Origin of the sequence: Alcanivorax sp. VBW004 (genome assembly GCF_009718865.1) — a bacterium.
GTDB lineage: Bacteria > Pseudomonadota > Gammaproteobacteria > Pseudomonadales > Alcanivoracaceae > Alcanivorax.
This window is the reverse complement of the sequence record NZ_WNHC01000001.1, coordinates 140,811-164,295: the sequence shown is the minus strand read 5'-3', so window position 1 is coordinate 164,295 and position 23,485 is coordinate 140,811. Positions and strand designations below refer to the sequence as shown.

17 protein-coding genes are annotated in these 23,485 nt (G+C 58.9%); 9 read left to right on the top strand and 8 right to left on the bottom strand.

Annotation, left to right across the window (positions count from 1 at the left end):
• Window positions 1-97 precede the first annotated feature (97 nt).
• The 3 genes from F1529_RS00745 (at window position 98) to F1529_RS00735 (ending at window position 5,095) form a co-directional block, all read left to right on the top strand.
• Window positions 98-1,246 carry an efflux RND transporter periplasmic adaptor subunit gene (locus F1529_RS00745; RefSeq protein WP_155131202.1) on the top strand — a complete coding sequence of 383 codons (1,149 nt, stop codon included), beginning with the start codon at window positions 98-100 and terminating at the stop codon, window positions 1,244-1,246.
• The gene (locus F1529_RS00740) at window positions 1,243-4,335 is read left to right on the top strand and encodes an efflux RND transporter permease subunit (RefSeq protein ID WP_155131199.1); all 3,093 of its coding nucleotides are present in this window, start codon (window positions 1,243-1,245) and stop codon (window positions 4,333-4,335) included. The genes F1529_RS00745 and F1529_RS00740 overlap by 4 nt, the downstream gene beginning before the upstream one ends.
• 94 nt (window positions 4,336-4,429) lie before the next feature.
• On the top strand, window positions 4,430-5,095 hold the full coding sequence (locus F1529_RS00735) for a M48 family metallopeptidase (RefSeq protein ID WP_196220348.1): 666 nt from the start codon (window positions 4,430-4,432) through the stop codon (window positions 5,093-5,095).
• A gap of 100 nt (window positions 5,096-5,195) precedes the next feature.
• On the opposite strand, the gene F1529_RS00730 is transcribed toward F1529_RS00735, so the two are convergent.
• From F1529_RS00730 to F1529_RS00715, 4 genes are all read right to left on the bottom strand, one after another.
• Window positions 5,196-5,639, bottom strand: coding sequence for a transposase (locus F1529_RS00730; RefSeq protein ID WP_155131193.1), 444 nt, complete (start codon window positions 5,637-5,639; stop codon window positions 5,196-5,198).
• Window positions 5,640-5,939: 300 nt separating this feature from the next.
• Window positions 5,940-6,143 (bottom strand): cold-shock protein, encoded by a 204-nt coding sequence (locus F1529_RS00725; protein ID WP_011590014.1) that lies wholly within the window; start codon window positions 6,141-6,143, stop codon window positions 5,940-5,942.
• A gap of 199 nt (window positions 6,144-6,342) precedes the next feature.
• Window positions 6,343-7,227 (bottom strand): D-hexose-6-phosphate mutarotase, encoded by an 885-nt coding sequence (locus F1529_RS00720; RefSeq protein ID WP_155131190.1) that lies wholly within the window; start codon window positions 7,225-7,227, stop codon window positions 6,343-6,345.
• Between the two features lie 70 nt (window positions 7,228-7,297).
• Window positions 7,298-8,671: a wax ester/triacylglycerol synthase family O-acyltransferase gene (locus F1529_RS00715; protein WP_155131187.1), complete on the bottom strand. Its 1,374-nt coding sequence runs from the start codon at window positions 8,669-8,671 to the stop codon at window positions 7,298-7,300.
• Window positions 8,672-9,074: 403 nt separating this feature from the next.
• Here F1529_RS00715 and F1529_RS00710 point away from each other — a divergent pair, with 403 nt between their 5' ends.
• Entirely contained in the window at window positions 9,075-10,673 is a 1,599-nt protein-coding gene (locus F1529_RS00710; protein ID WP_007150484.1) for an isocitrate lyase, read from the top strand.
• 643 nt (window positions 10,674-11,316) lie between these two features.
• Here the strand turns inward: F1529_RS00710 and F1529_RS00705 are convergent.
• The 4 genes from F1529_RS00705 to F1529_RS00690 all read right to left on the bottom strand — a co-directional run bounded on the left by F1529_RS00705 (window position 11,317) and on the right by F1529_RS00690 (window position 17,977).
• Window positions 11,317-12,609: a hypothetical protein gene (locus F1529_RS00705; RefSeq protein ID WP_155131184.1), complete on the bottom strand. Its 1,293-nt coding sequence runs from the start codon at window positions 12,607-12,609 to the stop codon at window positions 11,317-11,319.
• A gap of 494 nt (window positions 12,610-13,103) precedes the next feature.
• On the bottom strand, window positions 13,104-14,918 hold the full coding sequence (locus tag F1529_RS00700) for an acyl-CoA dehydrogenase C-terminal domain-containing protein (RefSeq protein ID WP_155131181.1): 1,815 nt from the start codon (window positions 14,916-14,918) through the stop codon (window positions 13,104-13,106).
• Between the two features lie 370 nt (window positions 14,919-15,288).
• Window positions 15,289-16,098 carry an SDR family oxidoreductase gene (locus tag F1529_RS00695; protein ID WP_155131178.1) on the bottom strand — a complete coding sequence of 270 codons (810 nt, stop codon included), beginning with the start codon at window positions 16,096-16,098 and terminating at the stop codon, window positions 15,289-15,291.
• A 178-nt stretch (window positions 16,099-16,276) separates the two neighbouring features.
• Window positions 16,277-17,977 (bottom strand): potassium/proton antiporter, encoded by a 1,701-nt coding sequence (locus F1529_RS00690; protein WP_155131175.1) that lies wholly within the window; start codon window positions 17,975-17,977, stop codon window positions 16,277-16,279.
• Between the two features lie 376 nt (window positions 17,978-18,353).
• Here F1529_RS00690 and mnmG point away from each other — a divergent pair, with 376 nt between their 5' ends.
• The 5 genes from mnmG (at window position 18,354) to F1529_RS00665 (ending at window position 23,473) form a co-directional block, all read left to right on the top strand.
• Window positions 18,354-20,249: a tRNA uridine-5-carboxymethylaminomethyl(34) synthesis enzyme MnmG gene (gene mnmG, locus F1529_RS00685; RefSeq protein ID WP_007149401.1), complete on the top strand. Its 1,896-nt coding sequence runs from the start codon at window positions 18,354-18,356 to the stop codon at window positions 20,247-20,249.
• Window positions 20,246-20,860 carry a 16S rRNA (guanine(527)-N(7))-methyltransferase RsmG gene (rsmG, locus tag F1529_RS00680; RefSeq protein WP_155131172.1) on the top strand — a complete coding sequence of 205 codons (615 nt, stop codon included), beginning with the start codon at window positions 20,246-20,248 and terminating at the stop codon, window positions 20,858-20,860. Before mnmG ends, rsmG begins: the two co-directional genes overlap by 4 nt.
• 66 nt (window positions 20,861-20,926) lie before the next feature.
• The gene (locus tag F1529_RS00675) at window positions 20,927-21,724 is read left to right on the top strand and encodes a ParA family protein (RefSeq protein WP_007151340.1); all 798 of its coding nucleotides are present in this window, start codon (window positions 20,927-20,929) and stop codon (window positions 21,722-21,724) included.
• Window positions 21,725-21,737: 13 nt separating this feature from the next.
• The gene (locus F1529_RS00670) at window positions 21,738-22,655 is read left to right on the top strand and encodes a ParB/RepB/Spo0J family partition protein (RefSeq protein ID WP_155131169.1); all 918 of its coding nucleotides are present in this window, start codon (window positions 21,738-21,740) and stop codon (window positions 22,653-22,655) included.
• A gap of 440 nt (window positions 22,656-23,095) precedes the next feature.
• The gene (locus F1529_RS00665; RefSeq protein ID WP_007149221.1) at window positions 23,096-23,473 is read left to right on the top strand and encodes an ATP synthase subunit I; all 378 of its coding nucleotides are present in this window, start codon (window positions 23,096-23,098) and stop codon (window positions 23,471-23,473) included.
• The last annotated feature ends 12 nt before the right edge of the window (window positions 23,474-23,485 follow it).

Genomic DNA, 23,485 nt, shown 5'->3' with positions numbered 1-23,485 from the left:
TCTGACTAACAGCGTCTACGCATTCCTTGCATAATTGCACGCTAGACTTTCCTGTCGTGAATCAGACTTGGCTTGAATCAGAATAACGGAGAATGGCATGGCGCGGATTATCGCGGGACTGGTGCTGGTTGCACTGGTGGGAATGGGGGCTTGGTGGCTGTGGCCGGCTGAGCAGGCGCCCATGGGAACCCGCCCGCCAACCGTGGTGAACCTGGCGCCGAGCATTGAGCGCCCCCTTTACGACCGGGTGGAAGCCGTGGGCACCGCCCGGGCGGCCCAGGCCGTGGTGCTGTTGGCGGAAGTGCCGGGCCGGGTGGCGGAGATCCATTTCCAGCAGGGGCAGCAGGTTACCCGGGGCCAGCTGCTGGTGACTCTGGATGACCGCAACGCCCGTGCCGAACTGGCCCGGGCCGAGGCGGAGTACCAGCGGGCCAAGGCCGATTACCGCCGAGGTCAGCAGCTGGTGGAGCGGCGTGCCATCTCCCAGTCCGAAGTCGATACGTTCCGCACCACCCTGGAAGCGGCCGAGGCCAGCCGCAATGTGGCTCGCGCCAATTTTAACGACCATACCATCCGGGCGCCGTTTGCCGGCGTGTTGGGGTTGCGGCAGGTGGACCCCGGAGCCTACCTGCAGACGGGTAACCCGATAACGACCCTGGACAACCTGGGGCACCTGGAAGTGGATTTCCAGATACCCGAACGCTATCTGGCCAAGCTGTCCGTGGGCTTGCCGGTACAGGCCCGTAATTCCGCGTTTGAAGAGCAGATTTTTGAAGGCGCTATCACCCATCTGGATTCCCGGGTAAGCAGCAGCAGCCGTAGCCTGACTGTGCGTGCCCGGCTGAACAATCCCCAGGGCCAGCTGTTGCCCGGCCAGTTTCTGCGCGTGTCTGTGCAGTTGGCGGAACGGGCTGCGTTGCTGGTGCCGGAGCAGGCTGTCATCACCCAGGGGGCGCAGAGTTATGTGTTCACGGTGAGCCCGGACAATCTCGCCCAGCGTCACCCGGTAACACTGGGCGGCCGCCGCGATGGCTGGGTGGAAGTGACCAGCGGGCTGGCCAACAAACCGGATGTAATCGTCAATGGTCACTCCCGCCTGGGCAGCAGCCAGCCGGTGAAGGTGATTGACGATCCGGAGGCGCTATTACCCGGTCAGCGGGTGTTGTTGAACCCGGCACCGGCAGTAGACGACCCATCCGGTGACTCGCAAGCGGATGATCCGGCCACCACCGAGGCGGCTGCATGATTCTGTCGGATGTCTCCATCAAGCGGCCGGTCTTTGCCACGGTGATCAGCCTGCTGATCGTGGTGTTTGGCGTCAGTGCGCTGATGAAATTGCCGATCCGGGAATACCCGGATATAGACCCGCCGGAAGTCTCCATCAGTGTGGATTATGCCGGCGCCGCGCCGGAGGTCATTGATACCCAGATCATTCAGGTCATCGAAGGGGCGATTTCCGGGGTGGAAGGGGTGCGCAAGATCGAATCGCGCAGCCGCCTGGGCTCGGCCCGTACCACGGTGGAATTCACCCTGGAGCGGGATGTGGATATCGCTGCCAACGACGTGCGCGATGCGGTATCCCGGGTGCTCAACCGGCTGCCGGAAGAAGCGGAGACCCCGGTGATCGCCAAGGCCGATGCCGATGCCCGGCCGATTATCTGGGTGACCCTGACCAGCAGCACCCTGGCCCCCCAGGAGCTGACCGATTTTGCCGAACGGTCCCTGGTGGATCGCTTTGCCGTGCTCGATGGGGTATCGGAAGTGATTATCGGTGGCGAGCGCCGCTACGCCATGCGCGTGTGGCTGGATCGCCAGAGCATGGCCGCCAACCAGGTCACCGTCACCGATATCGAACAGGCCCTGCGCAGCAACAACGTGGAATTGCCGGCGGGCAAACTGGAATCGGAATCCCGCGGCTTCACCATTCGGGCGGACAATCGCCTGGCCACCGTGCAGGCATTCGAGGACCTGGTGGTGAGTCGCCAGGGCGATTACCTGCTGCGCCTGGGCGATGTGGCCCGGGTGGCGCTGGGCGTGGAAAACGATGATTCGGTGCTGCGCGCCAACGGCGAAGCGGCCATTGGCCTGGGCGTGGTGCGCCAGTCCAAGGCCAATACCGTGGCGGTGTCGGACCGGGTGCGCGAAGAGATCGTGGCCGTGCGCGACAACCTGCCCGCGGACATTCACCTGGATATCAACTCCGATGAATCCCTGTTTATCCGCGCGTCCATTCGCGAGGTGCTGATTACCCTGGGGATTTCCGTGGTGCTGGTGATCGCGGTGATCTTTGCCTTTCTCGGCAACCTGCGCGCCACCCTGATCCCGGCGGTGACCATTCCGGTGTCGGTGATCGGTGCCTTTATCGGCTTCGGGGTGATGGATTTTTCCATCAACGTGCTGACTTTGTTGGCACTGATCCTGGCCATCGGCCTGGTGGTGGATGACGCTATCGTCATGCTGGAAAACATTCAGCGGCGCATCGACGAAGGTGAGTCGCGGTTGGTGGCCGCGTATCTCGGTGCCCGTCAGGTGGCCTTTGCCGTGGTCGCCACCACGCTGACCCTGGTGGCGGTGTTTGTGCCCATTTCCTTTATGGGCGGCGACGTGGGGCGGTTGTTCAGCGAATTCGGTTTTACCCTGGCCTCGGCGGTGATCATCTCCAGCATCGTGGCGCTGAGCCTGGCGCCCATGCTGTGTTCGCGCTGGCTACATCGGCATAGCCGTAAAGAAATGCAGGGGCAGAATAATTTTCTGCAGCGCGGCCTGACACGCCTGAATCAGGCCTACGCCAGCCGTTTGCAACGGACCCTGGCAAGCCCCTGGCCGCTGGCCTTGGGTTGCGTGCTGTTGTGCCTGGCGGCGGCGTTGCTGTTCCGGCAACTGCCCCAGGAGCTGGCGCCCACGGAGGACCGTGGCGTCTTTATTATTCCTGCCACCTCGCCCCAGGGCTCCACGGTGGAATACGGCGCTCACCACACCCAGGCGGTAGAAAAAATGCTCATGCCCCTGGTGGAGAATGGCGAAGCGGAACGAGTGCTGGCGATCATCGGTTTCCGGGGTGTGCCGGAACGGGCGTTTACCATCGTGCGGCTGAAAGACTGGGAAGAGCGCGAGCGCACCCAGCAGGAGATTGTTGGCGAGTTGCGCGGGCAGTTGTCCCAGGTCACCGGCTTGCGCGCCTTTGCGGTGAATCCGCCGGGGCTGGGCCAGAGCGCCTTCGACCAGGCGCTGGAAGTGGTGGTGGCCGGGCCGGACTATGAGCAGGTGCTGGCCTGGAGTGAAACCCTGATGGCGGCCCTGCGCGAGAACCCGAACCTGACCAGTATCGACACCGACTTCGAACAGACCCAACCGCAACTGGATGTGAATCTGGACCGCGAGCGGGCGGCGGATCTGGGCATCACAGCCACCGATGTGGGGGAAACCCTGCAGGCCATGTTTGCCACCCTGACCGTATCCACCTATGTGGATCGGGGGCGTGAGTACGACGTGTTACTGGAGGCGGAAAAGAGCGCCAGTGAAGTGCCTGAAGATGTGCTGCCGATCTACCTGCGCAGTGACAGTGGTGGCTTGGTGCCGTTTTCCAGTGTGGTGGAATTGTCCACCACCGGTGATGCACCGGAGCTGCGCCGGGTGGATCGTCTGCCGGCGATTACCCTGTCCGCGAACCTGGCCGACGGTTATGACCTGGCCACAGCCATGGGCTATGTGGAAGAGCAGGCCCGGGAGCGGTTACCGCTGGAAGCGCGCATCGGCTACAAAGGCATGGCCGAGGAACTGAAGGAGTCGGCGTCGGCGATTCTGGTGACCTTTGCGCTGGCGCTGGTGATTGTATTCCTGGTACTGGCTGCCCAGTTTGAAAGCTGGATTCACCCGCTGATTATCATGCTCACGGTGCCGCTGGCGCTGGCTGGCGCGGTGATTGCCATCAGCGTTACCGGCGACAGCCTGAATATTTACAGCCAGATTGGCATGATCATGTTGCTGGGGCTGATGGCGAAAAACGGTATTCTGATCGTGGAGTTTGCCAATCAACTTCGCGACCAGGGCCGCAGTGTGAAAGAGGCCATCTATGAAGGCGCCATCGTGCGGTTCCGTCCGGTCTTGATGACCGGTGTCTCCACCATCTTCGGCGCCGTGCCGCTGGTGCTGGCCACCGGTGCCGGCGCGGAAAGCCGCTTTACCATTGGTGTAGTGATTCTCGGCGGGCTATTGTTTGCTACCGTGCTGACCCTGTTTATCATCCCGGTGCTGTACCAGTGGCTCGCGCCCTATGCGTCACCGGCAGATGCGGTCAGCCAGCAGTTGGATAAAGAACTGCCGAACAGCGATTAACGTTGCCGTAGGAGCGTCGCTGGCGGCGCGATCCAGGCGTTGGGCTATCGCGCCGCCAGCGACGCTCCTGCGGGAGATGGGTGATTCAGGAATCATGACCGACTACGAACTGATCCGCAGCAAACGCCGCTCCCTGGAGCTGCGTGTGCTGGAAGACGGGCGGGTGCAGGTGCGCGCGCCGCAACGGGCTCCCCTGCGCATGGTGCAGACCTTCGTGGACAGCCGCCGTCAATGGATCAAGGACCAGCAACAACGCCAGGCCAGCCGCCCGCGGCAACGCTGGCTGGATGGCTGCAGCGTTGTGTTCCGGGGGCAACCCCTGACCCTGGACGTCTCAGCAGGGCGGTGGTCGGTGAGCGTGTCGGGTGGTTATCTGCAGGTGCGAGTTGCCGAGCCCGACAGCGAGACGGCCGTACAGCAGGCCGTGGAACGCTGGCTTCGCCAGCAGGCTCGTACGTTGTTTGAGGACAGCATTGAGCGGCAGTTCGGCTGGTTTGCCGGGCAAGGTTATACGCGCCCGGTATTGCGGGTAAAAAAGATGCGCACCCGCTGGGGCTCACTGTCGGCAAAAGGGTACATCAACCTGAACATGGCCCTGCTGCACTACCCGCCAGCGGCACTGGATTACGTGGTCATGCACGAACTGTGTCACCTTCAGCACATGGATCACGGCCCAGACTTCCACGCCCTCATGGACGCCCGCATGCCCGACTGGCGCCAGCGCAAGACCTTGCTCGAACAACCCCTGTTCCAGCCCTAAATAAAACCACCTAACCTTTCCGTAGGAGCGTCGCTGGCGGCGCGATTCCATACGTCGGGCTATCGCGCCGCCAGCGACGCTCCTACGGGAAGGTGTGACCCTACAGCCAGACGGCATACCAATAGGGGTAATCCTTGATGCTTTTTACCAAACCGGCACGAAGTGGGTTGGCGACGATATAGCGGGCGATGTGCAGGGTGTCCTCTTCACGCCTGAGTGCGTGGTCATGAAACCCACGCTGCCAGATGGATTGGCCAATCGCTCTGGCGGTCTGGCTTTTCAGCATACCCACCGTTTGTGAGAGTGAATATTTTCCTGAAAGATCCAGCAACCAGTGGAAATGATCCGGCATGACAACAAAACAAAGCGTGGTACAGGCTCCTTGATTATCCATTTCGAGAAAGTTGCGTGAGAGAAGCCTTGCCCTGCGGATGTCTGCAAAACAGGGGGTGCGATTTCGGGTAACGGCAGTAATCAGATAGCGCTGATGCGGTTGTGAACAACGCCCATGCCGAAGCCTGTATCCATGATGTGGAGAACCCATGAAAGGATCGTGACTTTGAAATTTTCCAGGGCAAAGGTGTTAAGAGCGGAAAAGCGTGTAATACAAAACCCCGGCTAGATACAGGCAATCACGGTCGCCGTAGGAGCGTCGCTGGCGGCGCGAACCGGAACGGGGTGGAGGTAACGTTCGAAAGGGCGGCCCGCAGGGTGCATGAAGTGCATAAGACCAACCTCTCGGATCGCACCCTACGGTGGAATGGAGGCATGTTGCGTGAAGCGTCTCTTTTCCCAGACACAAAAAAACCCGCCGAAGCGGGTTTTTCCGTACTAGCGTGGTCGCTTATTCAGCAACAACGTTAGCAGCCTGCGGACCTTTTGGGCCCTGCTGGATCTCGAAGGAAACCTTCTGACCCTCGGCCAGGGTTTTGAAGCCTGAACCGGTAATTGCACTGAAATGAACGAACACGTCCGCACCACCATCGTCCTGGGAAATGAAACCAAAACCCTTGGACTCGTTAAACCACTTCACAGTACCTGTAGCCATGTGAATCTATACCTCAAAACTATTACTTAGGGTGTTGCTTGCAAACCATGTTGGGCGGTGTTCGGAGACAACTTCAGCTTCACGCAGGGAAGACAACTACCAAAACAATCCACGGCCATAATTCGCAGCCACCTCAGACTCTACTCCCCTTTTTCTGATTCCACCACCCCTTTTTCCGGGCAGTTTTGAGGAGGTGAAATCACCCGGTTGTCATAATCTCGACGGCCATTTCGTGGTACTCGCCGGGGGCCAGAGTCAGCACATTATCCAGTACCCGTGCGGTTTCGATGCAGAGCATGCGTTGCCAAGCGTCAGGGGCAAATTGACTGAGCCGCAGGCTCTTTTCCACCCAGGGGTTCCAGACCACCGCCGAGTGGCTGCCCCGGCAGGTCAGTTGGATCTGCCGTTTCCAGAGCGGGTCATCCACCTGCAGCTGTGGGGGCAGTTGCAGGTAAAGCCGGTCGGTTTCCTGGTCGAATTGCAGTGCATGGCTGTCCTGGCGGGTCTGCCAGTCGGCTAGGGCGTCCACGTAGGGGGACTGCGCCAGCCCATGCACAGTGACGTGGCGGCTATCGGCCACGGCCAGGTAGGTGTGCAGCGCCTGGCTGACGGTAACGGGCCGGTCACCGTGATTATGGTTGCCCAGACTGAGCGTCAGGGTGTCGCCCAGAGTGACGGTCAGGGTGGGCGTCACTGGGGGCAAGTGTTGGCTGTCTGCGTGCTCCGCCAGCCGCAATACCAGTTGAGCCTGCTTTGCATCCAGGTGCTGTTCACTGAGCTGCCAGGGTTGCTGGCGGACCAGGCCATGGGCCGGGGGATTATCGAGAGAGTATTGCTGCGTCACGCTGTCCGGGTTGCGTTCCAGCGCGCCGAACCAGGGCCAGCACACCGGCACGCCGCCGCGTACGCCGTGGCCAATACGGTACGCCGCCTGCTCACTGAGCCAGAGAATGGGCGGTTCGCCGTCACGGCGGTACTCAAGCACCTGGGCGCCTTGTTCGGCGATCACCAAGGTCTGGCCGCGATGGCGCAATTGCCAGCAGATGAGCTCGCCCCGGGTGATGCGTTTCAGATCGGTTGCCATGTTCGCTCGTTCGGTGCCAGACGCTGGACGCCCAGCCCGTCAGGGATCAAGCGTCAGGCGTCTGGTGTTGTCATTTAATGCCCGCGCCGATTTCCAGTTCGCGTACCGACTGTTCCAGGTAATCCAGCAGCCGCTGCATGGAGGGCAGGGTGCGGCGGCAGGCGATCAGGCCGAATTCCAGCTGGTCCACATAACTGGTCAGGGTGATGTTCAGGGCAATGCGGTCCAGGGCAATGGAGACCGGGTACATGCCTTGCAGTTTAGCGCCGTTCCAGTACAGCGGCTCTTTCGGGCCGGGGACGTTGGAAATCACCACGTTGAACGCGCGCCATTTGGGGGCCAGGCCGGTGAGCAGGTTGAGGCCGGTAGGCGCCATGGTCAGCGCGGTGAAGTTGAGGATTTCCTCGGGGCTCATTTGTGAGAACCGGGATTTGGCTTCCTGAACCGAGTCATTCACTACCCGCAGGCGATTGGCCGGGTCGCAGATATGGGTGCCCAGGTTGGCCAGAATCATGCCGATCTGGTTGCCGCCGGCGCTGTCGTCCTGACGCAGGCTCATGGGCACCATGGCAATCAGGGGCTCATCGGGCAATGCATGCTGGCTGATCAGGTACTCGCGCAGGGCGTGGCCACACATGGACAGCACCACGGTATTGATGGTGCAGCCATAGGCCTTGGCAATGCCTTTCAGGCGCGGCAGCGAGAAACTCTGGGCGGCAAAACGGCGTGAACCGGTGATGGTGTTGTTCAGGATGGTGTCCGGGGCCTGGAAGATGGACACATAGTTTTCATCACTTTTCGCTTTCTGGGTGACCTTGTAGATCTCCCGCGCCAGCCCGGGCACCGTGGCGGCCTGCTTGCTGATGCCGGCGGTCAGGCGCGCCATGCTGGAGGCCACGTCCACCGGGTTACTGGGTAGCGAGCGGGTACGCTTGCGGGTATTGAAGGCCCAGCCTGGCGCCATTTCACGCTCGGCAGGGTCCGTGGAGAGGGTCTTGGTGGCAATGCGCATGGCGGAGATGCCATCCATCACGGAATGATGAATCTTGTAGTAAAGCGCAAACTGACGACCGCGGATGCCTTCAATCAAGTGGGCTTCCCACATGGGGCGTTCCCGGTCCAGCAGGTTGGAGTGTTCGGCGGAAACCAGGGAGAGCAGCTCACGGATGCGGCCGGGCTTGGGCAGCGCTTCGTGGCGAAAGTGGTGGTCGATATCGAACTGCTTGTCTTCGGTCCAGTAATACTGGCCGAGCCGACGGGTCAGACGCTGGTTGAACGGGGCAACCGGGTGGCAGTAGTCCCGCATTTGCCGGGCCAGTTCGCTGACATACTTCGGGCCGGCATCCTCTGGAAAGGAAAACAGCTGCAAACCGCCCACGTGCATGGGCTGCTGGCGTTTTTCCAGCCACAGGAACAGTTGGTCCACCGGACTAAGCGCTTTCATATATTCCCCTTGATAATAATTTTCTCCCTGGGCACATGCTGTCTACCTGATGGGTAATGCACTCTCCATGCCAGCTGTGCAGAGGTGATCATAGTCGCAAAGGGGAGGGTGGGTCACGGTGTGCGGGCCGCAAAACGTGGGCGTTTCGGTAAATCAGGACGCTGTCTCATTGAGCGATGGCAACGGCCGGTTCTCACTGGTACCTAAGACTGAGGTGACTCATCAGCCACGCTTTCCATAAACGTGGCATTCACGGGGTGAATACCGAATATAGATCATATTGATTATGTTTATGTGTCGTGGGGCACTAGAATGCGCGGCATCGGTAGACCGGCATGAAATGCATGAGCAGGGTTGCCCCTCTCCGGCGTCGATAAACCAATTTCATATTCAGAGGTTCACCATGTCATACACCAAAGACATCGAAGCACTCGGCTCCGTGGTTGGTGCGCAAAGCACCTGGAAAGATATCAACCCGGAATCTGCGGTTCGCATGCGTCTGCAAAACCGTTTCAACACGCATCTGGACATCGCCAAGTACAACGCCAAGATCATGCGTGAAGACATGGCGGCCTATGACGCTGACACGTCCAAGTACACCCAGTCTCTGGGTTGCTGGCACGGTTTTGTTGGTCAGCAGAAAATGATCTCCATCAAGAAGCACTTCGGTAGCACCAAAGGTCGTTACCTGTACCTGTCCGGCTGGATGGTTGCTGCTCTGCGTTCCGAGTTCGGTCCGCTGCCTGACCAGTCCATGCACGAGAAGACAGTTGTTGCTGACCTGATCCGTGAGCTGTACACCTTCCTGAAGCAGGCTGACGCCTGGGAACTGAACCACCTGTTCCGTGCTCTGGACGACGCTAAAGAAGCTGGCGACGAAGCCAAGCAGAAAGAAATCATCGGTCAGATCGACAACTTCGAAACTCACGTTGTGCCGATCATTGCTGACATCGATGCGGGCTTCGGTAACCCGGAAGCCACCTACCTGATGGCCAAGCAGCTGATCGAAGCTGGCGCGTGCTGTATCCAGATCGAAAACCAGGTTTCTGACGAGAAGCAGTGTGGCCACCAGGACGGTAAAGTAACCGTTCCTCACGCCGACTTCCTGGCCAAGATCAACGCTGTACGCTACGCGTTTCTGGAGCTGGGTGTTGACGACGGTGTCATCGTTGCCCGTACCGACTCCCTGGGTGCTGGCCTGACCAAGCAAATCGCTGTTACCAACGAGCCGGGCGACCTGGGCGACCAGTACAACGCATTCCTGGACGGTGACGTGGTTGAGTCCGCTGGCGACATCAACAACGGCGACGTTGTGATCAAGTCCAACGGCAAACTGCTCAAGCCGAAGCGTCTGGCTTCCGGCCTGTTCCAGTTCAAAGAAGGCACTGGTATCGACCGTGTTGTTCTGGACTGTATCACCAGCCTGCAGAACGGCGCTGACCTGCTGTGGATCGAAACCGAGAAGCCTCACGTTGGCCAGATCGCAGAAATGGTTAACCGTATCCGCGAAGTGGTGCCGGACGCCAAGCTGGTTTACAACAACAGCCCGTCCTTCAACTGGACTCTGAGCTTCCGTCAGCAGGTATTCGATGCGTGGGAGAAAGAAGGTAAAGACGTATCCGCTTACGATCGTGCCAAGCTGATGAGCGCGGACTACGACGACACCGAGCTGGCTCAGCTGGCTGACCAGTGGACCCAGAACTTCCAGCGTGATGCGGCCCGTGAAGCAGGTATCTTCCACCACCTGATCACCCTGCCGACTTACCACACTGTGGCTCTGTCCACCGACAACCTGGCTAAAGGCTACTTCGGTGAAGAAGGCATGCTGGCCTACGTTGCAGGCGTTCAGCGTAAGGAAATCCGTCAGGGTATCGCTACCGTGAAGCACCAGGACATGGCCGGTTCCAACATCGGTGATGACCACAAAGAGTACTTCTCCGGCGAAGCAGCACTGAAAGCTGGCGGTAAAGACAACACCATGGGTCAGTTCGAGAACAACTAAGTCTCGATAGATTCAAGGCAAGTCTTTAAGAGGCGGCCCCCGAAAGGGGGCCGCTTTTTTTTGGTTCTTCGCAGATTAGAGTGAATAAAACGCTTCTCGCCATCTGCCCGGTTTATCCCGAATACCCGGCACTTTGCCAAACGCTCGACGCCGGATGTCCGACGTAAACCTCCATCGCCTGAGAGGCTGTCGTTATTCCAGCCTCTCTTTTGAGAGATATTTTGAGGAATTGTCAGGGCCATCATTGAGGCAATAATCGGGTAATGCATTTTGCACAGAGAGTATGGCGGGCAATGTTTTCAGGTTTTGAATGCCCAGCGTCCGTCGTTGGGCATCCGGCGTCCAGCGGCGGCCAAGGCGGGATAATGAGACAAGTTCTGAAGCCGGCTGATCACTCAATTCCGCGATGAACCTTTTTTTGTGCTATCGCGGATTGGAATGAAAAAGGTTCCAGGCGGCTGACGGGCTTATCGCGCTCTTTTGTCACTTTGCCGGACGCTTGAAGCCGGGTGCCTGATACCCGGGAATAACCGAATAGCCTTTGTGATCGCTGTCCTTACGGTTTGTTGCGAGCCGGTGAGCGATGAAAAGCGCAGGGGCATAAGTGCCCCCGCTATTTACTGTTCTGCTTATGTGAGGGGTATCAGAAACTCAGCGGACAATTCAGGCCGCCAAAGTTCTTCTTTACCTGGCTCAGGCAGAGTTTCAGGGAGAGGCCAAAGGGGTCGCCGGGGAGCTTTTCGCAGGCTTTACGTGCGGCATAGGCCTTACCACATTCCGACGCCGTATCGCTGACCGTATTGGTGTCACTCTGCGCTGTCGCCGGGTTTGTGGGGTTGGTCGGGGCTGAGGCTTGCATGGCAATGGCGGGGGTGGGTGTGGTTGTCTGTGGCAGGCTCTTGCGAATGCGTAATATCGGATCCATGTAAACACCGTCCTGGCCGAATTCGGATTCGTTGGCAGCGACACAATCGTAATCGCCATCCATCCGGAAGTACTGCACGGAAACCCCTTCATCCTTGCAGTAAACATGAGACGGCTGGTCTCCCATTGGTACCACAAACAGTCCGCTCTGCTTGCCATTTTTCTGGGTAAGGATGGTGCCGTTACGCATCCAGGTTCGGGTCATGAAATCATCGCCGTTGATCCAGCGCATGGTGATGCTATTGCCGGTTTTGTTGGTCATAGTCTGACGAAACAGGGTGATATTTTTATAGTCATCGTTGTCGGCAGAAAAATACGTAATGATAAACATGGGCTGTTCTTTAAACCGGGAGATATCCACATCGCCCTGCTTCAGTGTTTGTGAGTGTTCCCAGCTGGTTTGTTGATAAGGAAACCCACTGATCTCACTGCGGGTGCGGTAACGTTTCACGGAAACGCGGGCAATACCTAGGTCGGAAGTGCGCCATTTATTATTAATGTTGACCTTGTTCCTGGTGTGCTTGGTATAGCTGCCACTCATATAAACCGGGTAGGGAAAATCATAGGGCAGCCGTTTCAGGTTGACGACCATATTGGGCTCAACGTGCATTTCCACATTGGCCAGCGCTGCGCAGCCAGCAGTTGTGGAGCGAATGGTCATAGGCTCATAGGTTACGGTGGATTCGTTTTTAACGTTACCGTTGGCGGGAGAGGCGGGATTGATCATATCCGGGCTGATGCCGGCGATGTCCAGCGCGCGCTCCTGGGACAGGTCGCAGATGACCAGATCGGCATAATCCGAGCCGACATCGTTGTTGGCATAGTTGGCCTGATAGTGCGCGACGAAATCGTTCTGTAGCACGGTAAGGTCTTTCTGATTTTGCGCAGGCCAATGGTTTATCGGATCGGTTTCCACGGCATACAGCTTCTGCATGGCTGGGCTGGTGGCGGTGGCGCAGGCATTGAGTGCGGCGATAACGGCCGTACACGCCAGTATACGAAATAGTTTCATGTCGTTCCCCTTCAGACAAACTTCCCCACAGTAGTAGGGAATAGTGCATGGTCAGGAACGGCGGCGCATCCCTCAGATGGGGGATGAGTGGCAGGAGGAATAAAAAAGGTTCTTCACGGATTAGAGTGAATAACTCGCTGTTCGCCGTCTGATGGGTTTATCGCGAATACCCGGTACTTTGCCAAACGCTCGAGGCCGAATGCCTGACGTAAAACCCCATAGCCTGAGAGGTTGTCGTTCTTGTGGCATCTCCTTTAAGGGGTATTCAGGGGCATCATTCAGGCAATAATCGGGTAATGCATTCTGCGCAGAATGCATGGGGGCCAAGGTTTTCAGGTTTTGAATTCAAGCGTCCGTCGTCGGGCATCTGGCGTCCAGCGGTTGCCAGGGCGGGATAATGAGACAAGCTTTGAAGTCGGCTGATCACTCAATTCCACGATGAACCATAAAAAAGGCGGCCAAATGGCCGCCTTTTTTGGATCATGCTGAGCGTTTTACTCGTAATCGAACGAGAAGTCTTCGGCGCTCATTTGCATGGTGCTCTTGGTGGGCTTCAGCGCCGCTTCGGCATGACCCTTGGCGCTGGGCAGCATACGATCGAAGTAGAATTCTGCGGTGGCCAGTTTGGCCTTGTAGAATTCAGCCGGCTCGTTACCGCCATTTTCCAGCTTGTCGCTGGCCACGCCCGCCTGCAGTGCCCAGAAGTACGCCATCATGGCGTAGCCGCTGTACATCAGGAAGTCGTAGCTGGCGGTGGATACCATGTCACGATCCTTCGCCGCCACCAGCATGATGCGGGTGGTCAGGTAGTTCCACTCGGCGGCAATTTTCAGCAGCTTCCAGGCGAACGGACGCAGCTTGGGGTCACGCAGGTTTTTGGTACCGAAATCCACCAGTTTCTTGGAGAATTCGCGCACACATTTGCCGCGGGAGGACAGCAGCACCTTGCGGCCCAGCAGGTCCAGCGCCTGAATGCCGGTGGTGCCTTCGTACAGGGTGGAGATGCGCGCGTCACGGGCGATCTGTTCCATGCCGTGTTCTTTGATGTAGCCATGGCCACCGAACACCTGCATACCCTCATTGGCTGCTTCCAGGCCTTTCTCGGTCAAGAAGCCTTTCAGGATCGGCGTCAGGAAGCCCAGCTCGCTGTCCCAGTGCTCGTACTTCTTCATGTCGTCTTCGAGCATGCCGGCGATCATGTTGTCCGCGTACTGGGCGGCGTAATAGATCATGGCGCGGCCGCCTTCAGCAATGGCCTTCTGCTTGAGCAGCATGCGACGCACGTCGCCGTGGTGGATCAGACTGTCGGCGATGGCATCCGGCTCTTTCTTGCCAGACAGGGCACGCATGGACTTACGCTCTTTGGCGTAAGGCAGGGCGCCCTGGTAAGACAGTTCCGCGTGGGCAACGCCCTGCATGGCGGTGCCGATACGGGCGCTGTTCATGAACGTGAACATGCACTCCAGGCCGCCATGTTCCGGGCCGATCAAAAAGCCGGTGGCTTCATCGAAGTTGATCACGCAGGTGGCGGATGCCTTGATGCCCATTTTCTTTTCCAGGGAACCACAGCTCACGCCGTTGTCTTCACCGATCTTGCCCGGCAGGTACTTGGGCACGATGAACAGGGAGATCCCCTTGGTGCCTTTCGGCGCATCGGGCAGGCGGGCCAGCACGATGTGGACAATGTTCTCGGTCAGGTCATGGTCACCGGAGGAGATGAAAATCTTGGTGCCAGAGATTTTGTAAGAACCGTCTTTCTGCGGCTCGGCCTTGGTTTTTACCTGGCCCAGGTCGGTACCACACTGAGGCTCGGTCAGGCACATGGTGCCGCCCCAAGTGCCTTCGGTAAGCGGTACCAGGTAATCCTGGTGCTGCTGCTCGGTGCCGTGCATCTGGATGGTATTCATGGCCCCCAGGGACAGGCCCGGGTACATGGAGAAGGACCAGTTGGCCGTCGCCATCATTTCCTGTTTGATCAGGCCCAGCGACATGGGCAGGCCCTGGCCACCGACTTCTACCGGGTGGCTAAGCCCCTGCCAGCCGCCGGCCACGAATTCGTTGTAGGCTTCCTTGAACCCTTTCGGGGTGGTAACCACACCGTCTTCCAGCTTACAGCCTTCTTCGTCGCCGCTCTGGTAAAGAGGCGCAATGGTGTTTTCACACAGCTTGGCCATTTCACCGACAATGGCTTCCACCATATCGGGAGTGGCGTCTTCACCATTAGGCAGAGTTTTGTAGTGACTCTCGAAATCGAAGACTTCGTTCATCAAAAAGCGCATATCGCGCACGGGGGCCTTGTAAGTCGGCATAGCAATCACCCTTGAAAAAACGGATTAACTGTCAGAAACGGACAGCGCAACAGGGCAGGCATTGTTGGGCAATTCAAGGGTGAAGGCATTGACTGCCAAGGCGCGGCGCCGTTGGCGTTAGGGTGAATGGGTGTAAACGGGGTGTTGAGTTGTGCACTGCGAGCAGCCTCCTGTAGGAGTTCCCTTCCAGGGGACGAACCGAGCTTCAGCGAGGAAATCTGCGAAAATTCTCTTAGCCCTCAGAAAACCATTCAAAAAATCTAAAACCCATGATCTCCCTTCGGTCGATGCCGCACTGCGTGCGGTTCGTCCCCTGGAAGGGAACTCCTACAGCGGTTTTTGAAGAAAAGGTTTTACTTATGATTCGCCGCTACTTCTTTCCCTTCCAGCTATACATGGAGGTGGAGACACCCATGCGCAGGGCAACCTCATCCCATACCCCTTGGGGAAGGACCGCCTTGAGCAGTTCGGTGGATTTGGCGATGGGGGGTTCGATGACAAAGCTGTCTTTCTTCTGCATGCCTCTGATGATGCTGTTGACCACTTTTCCGGGGGTGAGCATGGGCGTAAACATGGGGGTCTTCACACCATCAAACATGCCGGTGGAAATATAGCTGGGGCACACCGTGGTCACGTGCACGTGCTTTATCTTGCGCACATCCAGCTCCAGGCGGATGGATTCGGAAAAGCCGACCACCGCCCATTTGCTGGCGGCATAGGTGCTGCCATAGGGCAGGCCCACAAAAGCGGAGGCGCTGGCGATATTGACCAGATAGCCTTCTTTCGCCTGAATCAGGTCTTCGATAAAAGCATGGCTGGTCGCCATCAGGCCTTCGGTGTTGATGCGGAAAGTGTTCAGATGCTGTTCCAGCGATACCTGCTCGAACTCGCCACCAAAGACTACACCGGCGTTGTTGATCAGGCCGGTGATGGGGCCGACTTCTTCATGCAGCTTGTCCCGGAATTTGGCAATCGAGGCAATTTTGCTCACATCCAGCACATAGGGGTGAGCCTTGCCGCCGGAGGCCTTGATCCGCTCCGCCACTTCGCGAGCCGCGCTGATACGACGGGCCGTAACGATGACTTCTGCCCCCTGTTTGGCAAATTCTTCTGCCATCAGGGCGCCAATGCCGGCACCGGCGCCGGTGATCACAATACGGTGATTATCAAAACGGGCCATGTGTCGTCCTTGCTAATGAGTTGAAAGATTAAAGTTGAAAGTTTAAAAGCGCGGGATGGGTGCTGCTCTGCTTTGAGATTCCGTGCCCGCGCCATTACCGTTGATCGCGGGCACAGCACTGCATGACAGAGCTGCCTGATCCGCGTTTTAACTTTAAACTTTCAACTCGTAACTGCTTTTACCCCGGCAGCTTCAGGCCAGCCATCACCACCAACCCGTCTTCCACCGATCTTGCCCTTAGCCGAAGCCCGCTGACCCGCACCGTATCACCCACAACAGCCTGTTTCCCCACTTGTTTGGTGAACATCTCGGCCACGGTCAATCCTTGCCAGAGTGGTGGAGGGGCTTCGACCCCGTACACAGCAATCAATTGTGCTACCGGGGTTTTACCCAGCACGCTGAAGTCGCCGTAATACCGTTTCTCATCGCTACTTAATTTATGGCACAGGTCGGACAGGCCGGATTTGTGCGATAACGGTGCGAGCCAGGCGATCAAATCACCGGCTTCAATTTTGGGGTCGTCACCGAGGCTGAGCACCTGCTTGTTACGGTAGAGAATCAACGGCGTACGTTCGTCTTCGCCCAGCTCGGCCAGGCTTTTACCCACCGCCTTGGCGCCGTCTTCCACTTCAAACTGCATCAGGTAGCGGTCGCGGGGGGCGGCCAGGGCCACGGTCTGCTTGGGTTCGGTGGTCCGTGGTATCGAGACTTTCAATTTGCGCGCAACAAACCGCAGGCTCGCGCCCTGGCCGAGCAGGGAAATCAGTACCACCACCAGAGTGATATCAAACAACAGATAGGTCTGCTCGACCCCGGCCAGCAGCGGGAACACGGCCAGCACAATGGGAACGGCACCACGTAGCCCGGTCCAGGCGATAAAGATTTCTTCGCGCCAGGTGAAACGAAAGGGTAGCAAGCTCAGCCACACGGACACCGGGCGCGCCAACAACATCAGGAAGGCCGCCACGGCCAGCGCCCAGGGCAGGTTTTCGGTGAGCCGGGAGGGCGTGACCAGCAGCCCCAGGATCAGGAACATGCCGGATTGAGCCAGCCAGGCCATGGAATCCATGGCCTTGAGCACATTGTCGCCGGTGCCGCCGCGGCGGTTCCCCGCCACCAGGCCGGTCAGGTAGACCGCCAGGAAGCCGGAGCCGCCCACCAGATTGGTGATGGCAAATACCATGGCGCCCCCGCTGCACAACAGCAGCGCGTGCAGGCCTTCATTGCTGCGGACCCGCAATAACACCTCGCTGATCACCGCCCCCAGCAATAGCCCCAACAGAGCGCCGAGCCCGAATTGCTGCAGCAGGGTCACCAGCATGCCGATGCCCCACTCTGCATCCGGGTCCACCAGCAGCCCTACCAGCATCAGGGTAATAAAGATGGCCATGGGGTCGTTAAGGCCGGATTCGATTTCCAGGGTGCTTGCCACCCGCTCATTCAGGGTGACACCGGCGCCCTTGATCACGCTGAATACCGCTGCCGCATCGGTGGAACCAATAATGCCACCCAGCAGCAGGCCTACCCGCCAGTCCACCCCGATCAGCCAGGTGGTAAAGGCGCCGACCAGGGCGGCGGAGATAGCCACGCCGAGGGTGGCCAGGCTAAGGGCCGGGCGCAGGCCCAGCTTGAAGGTGCTTAATCGGGTGCGCAGACCGCCATCCAGCAAAATCACCGCCAGGGCGATGTTGCCAATCACATAGGCTGTGGAGAAATCATCGAACTCGATACCACCCAGGCCGTCTTCCCCGGCCACCATGCCGACCACCAGAAAAATAAGCAGGGACGGCACCCCGAAACGGGCGCTCAGGGAGCCCAGCAGCAGGCCGGTGAACATCAGGCCCGTGCCGATCAGCAGAAAGAGATTCAATGATTCCAAATGCGTTCCTGGTTAAGTGACTTCTAGGTTCTATAGTAGAATAGCTTACACGTAACACGCTGCACGCTGCATGCGCTCCGTAGGAGCGTCGCTGGCGGCGCGATAAACACAAGCGAGTAACGAGTTTCGAGTGACGAAAACCTTCAGGCAGTGCCTGTTTGTGGTCTATGCCTTTCGAAACTCGTTTCTCGCAACTCGAAACTGGCCGGATCAGAGTGTCGACACGGCTGTTTCTCCTGCGCGAGCTGGCGTTTCGGTGCTGCGCTGATTCTGACGCGTCCCGTGATGCTTGCAGCGTGAGGCGTTCTCTTTATACTACCGCGCCCGGATTGACTATATTTTGAGCAGCAGGCCAGCCCTGCAAGGTAAGTAAACGATGGATTTTTCCCAGCGATTTGGCGTGATTGTGATCGGCGGCGGCCATGCCGGTACCGAGGCGGCACTGGCCTCTGCGCGCATGGGCGTTTCAACGCTGCTGCTTACCCATAATATTGAAACCCTGGGTCAGATGAGCTGTAACCCGGCCATCGGAGGCATCGGCAAGAGCCATCTGGTGCGTGAAATCGATGCCCTGGGCGGGGCCATGGGCCGTGCCACCGATAAAGGTGGCATTCAGTTTCGTGTACTCAATGCCCGCAAAGGGCCGGCGGTGCGCGCCACCCGTGCCCAGGCCGATCGCGAGCTCTACAAGGCCGCCATTCGCGGGACCCTGGAAAACCAGCAGGACCTGACCCTGTTCCAGCAAGCCGTGGACGACCTGATTGTGGAAAACGGTCGCTGTGTGGGGGTAGTCACCAATATGGGCCTGCGCTTCATGGCCGATGCCGTGGTGCTCACCGCGGGGACCTTCCTGGGCGGTGTGATCCATATCGGTATGGATAACCACCAGGGCGGGCGCGCCGGAGATCAGCCTTCCAATGCGCTGGCGCGGCGCCTGCGGGAATTGCCGTTCCGTGTCGATCGCCTGAAAACCGGCACGCCGCCGCGCATCGACGGCAAGACCGTGGACTTCTCGGTAATGGAAGAGCAGTGGGGCGACAGCCCGCTGCCGGTGATGAGCTATCTGGGCCAGGTGGAAGAACACCCGCAGCAGGTGTGCTGTTACATCACCCACACCAATGCCCAGACCCACGACATCATCCGCAGCGGCTTTGATCGCAGCCCCATGTTCACCGGTGTCATTGATGGGGTGGGGCCGCGCTACTGCCCGTCCATCGAAGACAAGGTGAACCGCTACCCGGACAAGGACAGCCACCAGATTTTCGTGGAACCGGAAGGGCTCAATACCCACGAGTTATACCCCAATGGCATTTCCACCAGCCTGCCATTTGATGTGCAGCTGCAGGCGGTGCGTTCCATTCGTGGTTTTGAAAATGCCCATATCACCCGCCCGGGCTACGCCATCGAATACGACTACTTCAATCCCCAGGATCTCAAGCACAGCCTGGAAACCCAGCACATGCCGGGGCTGTTCTTCGCCGGCCAGATCAATGGCACCACCGGTTATGAAGAAGCGGGCGCCCAGGGGCTGCTGGCGGGCCTGAATGCGGCCCTGCTTAGCCAGGGCAAAGATGCCTGGACCCCGCGCAGGGACGAGGCCTATATCGGCGTGCTGGTGGATGACTTGATCACTATGGGCACCCAGGAGCCTTACCGCATGTTCACCAGCCGCGCGGAATACCGGTTGTTGCTGCGTGAAGACAACGCGGACCTGCGGCTCACCGAAAAAGGCCGCGAGCTGGGCCTGGTGGATGACGAGCGTTGGGCTGCCTTTAACGCCAAGCGCGAGGGCATGGCGCAGGAAGAGCAGCGCCTGAAGAGCACCTGGGTGCGGCCGAAAACGCCGCAAGCCGAGGCGGTGAATGCCCTGATCGAGAAGCCCCTGGCCCACGAATACAATCTGCTCGACTTGCTCAAGCGCCCGGAGCTGACTTACGCCAATCTGGCGGACGCGGTGGCGCTGGCGGAGCGCCCGGATAGCGCGGTTATCGAGCAGATGGAAATTCTCGCCAAATATGCCGGCTATATTGATCGCCAGGCCGATGAAATCGAAAAACTGCGTGCCGCAGAAACCACCGCGCTGCCGGCGGAATTCGATTACGGCCAGGTAAAAGGCCTGTCCAATGAGGTGAAGCAGAAGCTCGGCGAGATTCGCCCCCAGACCCTGGGCCAGGCCGGTCGGATTCCCGGTGTGACCCCGGCGGCCATCTCCCTGCTGATGATTTACCTGAAAAAACACCACCACCAAAAGAAGGCCGCCCAACAAGCATGAGTCTCTCTGACACCCTGGCCCGGGGCATCGATACCCTGGGCCTTACCCTGAGTGACGACCAGCAGCGCCTGTTGCTGGCCTATGTGGACCTGCTGGTCAAATGGAACCAGGCCTATAACCTCACCGCCATCCGCGATCCGCAGGAAATGGTGACCCGCCACCTGCTCGACTCCCTGGCCGTTTTGCCTTATCTGGGAGAGGGCGACACCCTGGACGTGGGCACCGGCGCCGGTATCCCCGGCATTATTCTCGCGGTGGCCCGCCCCCAGCAGGCATTCGTGCTGCTGGATTCCAACGGCAAGAAAACCCGTTTTGTGCGCCAGGCCCGCCGGGAGCTGGGGCTGGATAACGTGGAGGTTGTGCACGGTCGCGTGGAACAGTACCGTAAAGCCCCATCGCAGATTATTTGTCGCGCTTTTGCTTCCTTGTCGGACATGTTGGCGTTGATGACGCCCATAATGACTGACAATACCCGTTTGCTGGCCATGAAAGCGGCCAGCACGGAAGAAGAACTGGCCACCCTGCCGACGCAGTGGCAAGGGCGCCATCACACCCTGACCGTGCCGGGACTGGATGAGCCCCGCACCCTGGTGGTAGTGAACAAGGCCTGATGTCGAGCGGGGTGCCGCGTCAGGCATTCGGCCCCAGGCGTCAGGCGTAAAATCAAGGAGAACGCAGTGACCACCGTATTTGCCGTAGCCAATCAGAAAGGCGGCGTGGGCAAGACCACCAGTAGTGTCAACCTGGCGGCGTCGCTGGCGGCCACCCGCAAAAAGGTGATGCTCGTGGACATCGATCCCCAGGGCAACGCCACCACCGGGTCCGGGGTGGACAAGTTTGAAACCGACTACACCATTTACGATGTGCTGTGCGATGACGTGGCCATCGAGCAGGCGGTAACAGGCACGCCGGAAGATTCCGGGTTTGACCTGATCGCGGCCAATGGCGACCTGACTGCCGCGGAAGTGCAGTTGCTCGACATGAGCGCCAAGGAATTTCGCCTGCGCAATGCGCTGGCACGTATCCGGGACCAGTACGATTACATCCTCATTGATTGCCCGCCGTCCCTGAACATGCTCACCGTGAATGCGCTGACGGCGGCGGACTCCGTGATTGTGCCGATCCAGTGTGAGTACTACGCCCTGGAAGGCCTCACCGCGCTGATGAACACCATCGAGAAAATCCGCACGGTGCTGAATCCGAAGCTGCACATTGGCGGCCTGCTGCGCACCATGTATGACCCGCGCAACAGCCTGTCCAACGATGTGTCCAACCAGCTGATCAGCCACTTCGGCGACAAGGTTTACCGGACCATTATCCCGCGCAACGTGCGGCTGGCGGAAGCGCCCAGCCACGGTGCGCCGGTGATCACCTACGATCCGAAATCCCGCGGTGCGGTCAGCTATCTGGCATTGGCCGGTGAGATTCTGCGTCGTGAGCAGGCGCTCAAGGCCCAGCCTGCAGCAGCTTCATAAGGAACGAAACATCATGGCGGCAAAGCGTAAACGCGGTCTCAGCAAGGGCCTGGATGCCCTGCTTAGCAGCAATGAGTCCTATCAGCGGCACCAGGAAGAAGTGAGCCTGCAGAACAACGAGGGTGAAGCCACGGGTGAGCCCGATCAGCGCCCCCGCGATGGCGAATTGCGCCACCTGCCGGTGGGGTGCATGGAGCGGGGCCGCTACCAGCCACGCCGGGACATGTCCCCGGATGCGCTGGAAGAGCTGGCCGAGTCCATCCGCGCCCAGGGCGTCATGCAGCCCATCGTGGTGCGCCCTCTGGGTGACAAGCGTTACGAAATTATTGCCGGTGAGCGCCGCTGGCGCGCCGCGCAGATGGCCGAGCTGGATACCATTCCGGCGGTGATCCGCGAGGTGCCCGACGAAGCCGCCATTGCCATGGCGTTGATCGAGAATATCCAGCGGGAAAACCTCAATCCCATGGAAGAGGCCATTGCGCTGGGTCGCCTGAAAGAAGAGTTTGGTCTTACCCACCAGCAGGTGGCGGATGCGGTGGGCAAATCCCGCGCCATGGTCACCAACCTGCTGCGTCTGATGAGCCTGGAATCCGACGTCAAAAAGCTGCTTGAGCACGGCGATCTGGAAATGGGCCATGCCCGTGCGCTGCTGGCCCTGACGGGCAACAAGCAGATCGAAGCCGCTCGCACCGTGGTCGCCAAGGGGCTGTCGGTGCGCCAGACCGAAGAGCTGGTCCGGGATTTCGAGAAAGCGAAACCGGTCAAACCAGCGGCGCCAAAGGAAGATCCCAACGTGAAGGCGTTGATCAGCGACCTGTCGGATCGCCTCGGGGCACCGGTGCAGATCCAGCAGCAAGGCAAGAAGGGCAAGCTGGTGATCAGCTACAACAACCTGGACGAGCTGGACGGTATTCTGGCGCATATCAAATAATCGAATGACGCTGCCTGCGGCGGGAAGATTGCAACAAGCTGTTTCCCCGTGCAGGCTGCAGAGTCATTGTCGCGGTGCCGGTTCGTTGGCGGCCAGACAATCTGGCGTTGTTCTGTCCGTGAGGCCTGTGGCTCCGGCGTCATTGCCTCATCACGCAGGTATACAAAAAACACGCATTTGGGCATTCTTTTTACTGAATCAGGTTCATTCTTGTTTTGTGCACATCCTGCTGCGAAAAGTCGTTCCTGATGCGCGAAGTTTGACCAACAATCCGCGTACGGCGGTTGCCTCTTGCGTGCCAACTCCATATACTTCGCCGCGCTAAAGATCAGGGGTGCCCGAGACCTTAGCGCCTGATGTGGCATCACTTTGCATCGGCCAAGAGGCTCACGGTGACCAGCAACGAATTTCAGCCCGACAGAGCTCTGTTCTGGGGTTTAATGCGCGCTCAGCTAACCACTATTGTGGCGTTTGGGCTGCTGGTAACCGGGTTGGCTGGCGTATTCGCCGGTCTGGTGGCTGCCTGGGGCGGCACTATCAGCCTGATCGCTTATGCCTGGGGCGGTTTCCAGATATGGATGCACCCGGGCAACCGTGCGCCAAAACGCATGGCCACCGCAGCGATGCGGGCCGAGATGGGCAAGATCGCAATCATGTTGTTGCTGTTCTGGCTGACATTCTCCAAGGTCCCTGAAGCGCGGGAAATGAAAAGTGCAATGGTTCTGCTGTTAGGCTTCCTGATCGCCCAGGTCGTGGGCTGGATTCAGGTTGCGCGTCTCGACGGACGCACAGCAGGGCAAGACGGGCAAAACGACTGAGACTGTAGGCAT